The sequence below is a fragment of the Candidatus Neomarinimicrobiota bacterium genome (assembly GCA_041862535.1).
Classification (GTDB): Bacteria; Fidelibacterota; Marinisomatia; order SCGC-AAA003-L08; family TS1B11.
This window is the reverse complement of record JBGVTM010000144.1, coordinates 1-2,696: the sequence shown is the minus strand read 5'-3', so window position 1 is coordinate 2,696 and position 2,696 is coordinate 1. Positions and strand designations below refer to the sequence as shown.

Annotated in this window: 2 protein-coding genes; one reads left to right on the top strand and one right to left on the bottom strand. The window is 53.7% G+C overall.

Translation table 11 applies throughout. From position 1 onward, the window contains the following. Positions 1-1,549 (top strand): alpha/beta hydrolase family protein (locus tag ACETWG_05470; protein ID MFB0516038.1); only part of this gene is annotated, 1,549 nt, incomplete at its 5' end. A 361-nt stretch (positions 1,550-1,910) separates the two neighbouring features. On the opposite strand, the gene ACETWG_05465 is transcribed toward ACETWG_05470, so the two are convergent. Beyond that, the coding region (locus tag ACETWG_05465) for an iron-containing alcohol dehydrogenase (protein ID MFB0516037.1) at positions 1,911-2,696 on the bottom strand (786 nt) is incomplete at its 5' end.

Sequence of the window (2,696 nt, the reverse complement as noted above, 5' to 3'; positions counted from 1 at the left end):
CTTTCCCAATGAACTGCTCATTGCCATGAATAAAGAGGATCCGAAGGTTCATGATGTGTATCATCTCGATCTGCTGACCGGGGATCTGGAAATGGTGGCCAAAAACCCCGGTAACGTGGCCGAATGGGTGACCGATACCCATTTTAAGGTCCGCGGGGCGCTGGTATCCCTGCCCGATGGTGGCTTCGATTTGCTGATCCGGGAGAGTGAACAGTCTGATTGGGAGAAGACCCTCACTTGGGGTCCGGAAGACGCCCTGACCAGTTACCCGATTCTTTTCAGCAAAGATGATCAGTATCTCTACATGATTGATTCCCGTGATGCCAACGCCGGTCGTCTTATCAGACTGCATCTGGCCGACGCTGAGCTGGAAGTAATCGCTGAAGACCCCATCTATGACGTGGGCGGTATCCTGGTCCATCCCGATGATTATACAATCCAGGCCGTATCGTTCTATCGTGCGCGGAATGAGTGGACGGTCCTTGACGAGTCCATTCGGGATGATTTCCGCAGGATCAGCCGCTTGGATCATGGCGATTACTACGTCACCAATCGGGACGATGCTGATGATACCTGGCTGGCGAGCTTTACCAAAGACAATGGTCCGGTATCCTACTGGGCCTATGATCGGAGTACCCACGAAGGTACCTTTCTGTTTGATCATCGACCCGAATTGAATGACTTTACACTGGCTGCCATGAAGCCGATATCGTTCACGTCCAGGGATGGTCTGACCATACACGGTTATATCACTTTCCCACCGGGCAAACCCAAAAGGGATCTGCCGACCGTTCTGAATGTTCATGGTGGTCCTTGGGGTCGGGATACCTGGGGCTACAATGGCGAAGCCCAGTGGTTCGCCAACCGTGATTACGCTTGCCTGCAGGTGAATTTCCGGGCCTCATCCGGCTACGGGAAAGAGCTCCTGAATGCCGGCGACAGGGAATGGGGTGCCAAAATGCACAACGATTTGGTGGATGCCGTTAACTGGGCTATCGATGAGGGTTATGCCGACCCGGACAAGGTGGCTATCTATGGCGGCTCCTACGGCGGGTATGCCGCCTTGGTAGGAGCTACTTTCACCCCCGACCTCTTCTGCTGCGCGGTTGATATCGTCGGCCCGAGCAACCTGGTGACCTTGATCAAATCCATCCCGCCTTACTGGTCCACTTATCTGGCGATGTTCCATCAGCGGGTTGGGAATCCTGATACCGAAAAGGAATTTCTGGAATCCCGGTCTCCGCTGTTCAAGGTGGACCAGATCAAGGTTCCCATGCTCATCGCTCAGGGAGCCAACGATCCCCGCGTGAAGCAAGCCGAATCGGAGCAGATTGTGGCTGCTTTGGAGGAGAAAGGCATAGAGTACGAATACCTCCTCTTCCCGGATGAGGGTCACGGTTTCGCGCGACCCGAGAACCGGCTCAAGTTCTATGCCGCCGCAGAGCGCTTCCTGGCCAAGCATCTGGGTGGCCGCTTTGAACCAGCTGAGGAAGAGGGCGCAATAGAAACAGAAGAGGCAGCGGAAGAAGTGGAAGAAGTGGAAGAATAGGGAAATCTCCCACTGCTATTCCAGAATCTGGAAGCCCGGCATTATCAAGATAGTGACAACGCCGGGCTTCTTAGTTGTATTCATCGCCAAAATACTATTATTGTACCAAAGCGATAGTGGATGTTGCTCTACATAGCAATCAACGACTATGATGCTTGATCACTCGCCTGCGAAAAGCCTGCCTCCCAGGACTGAAATCGGCCGTCAGCCGGAAATATATCGGATACGCTGGCCTTATCCTGATCTGCCGCTATTCTTTGGACCACCTTTAAAGTTAGGCTTCTCGGGTTGACCCGCCCCCGATTCCTGTACCAGATATAATGAAAAAACTCAGGGTATTTATACAGCTAAATCCAATCTATTACCGACGATAGGATTGCTCGAGCAGTCCTTTCACTTCGTCTGCAGTAGCGACCCGCGGATTGTTCCCATTGTCCGGCAATACCAGGGACTGTTCGGCAAGCTCCGGTAATTCTTCCCGGGGAATATCGAAATCCGCCAGGCCGAACCACATACCGATTTCCTTCAGAAACTTGTCAATCTCATCACAGGCCTTCTCCGCCGCGGCTTCGTTGCTTTTACCCTCCAGACCTGGATTTAAGAACCTGCCTGCTGTAGCGAACTGGCCTATAGCATGCGGATAAGTGTAACGGGTAAAAGCGGGATAATTCAGTGCCAGCGCTTCCCCATGCATAACATGGGGATACATCCCGCCAATTTGCATACCGATACCGTGCGGTAGAGTAACACCCGCGTTGGCGATACACAAACCGGCCAACGTGTCCGCCCAGGCCATCGCAGCGCGCCCTTCCCGGTCGGAGCCATTCTTCACTACCTGGGGCAGATACCGCACGATCAGCTGAATGGCTTCTCGGGCCATCATGTCGGTATAGGGTGAGGCCTTTGGATGTAGCAGGCTCTCGAAGGCGTGGGCGAACGCATCGAAGCCGGTCGAGGCAGTGATATGCTCAGGAACCGTCCGCATTAAATCGGGATCCACAATCGCCACCCGCGGGTAAATAATAGCATTGTAAATCGCGGATTTGTCTCGTTTCGCAGTGTTCGTCACAACCGCCACTTGAGTGACTTGAGAGCCGGTTCCCGACGTGGTCGAAACCGCGATGATCGGCAACGTCTGTTCCGTCGG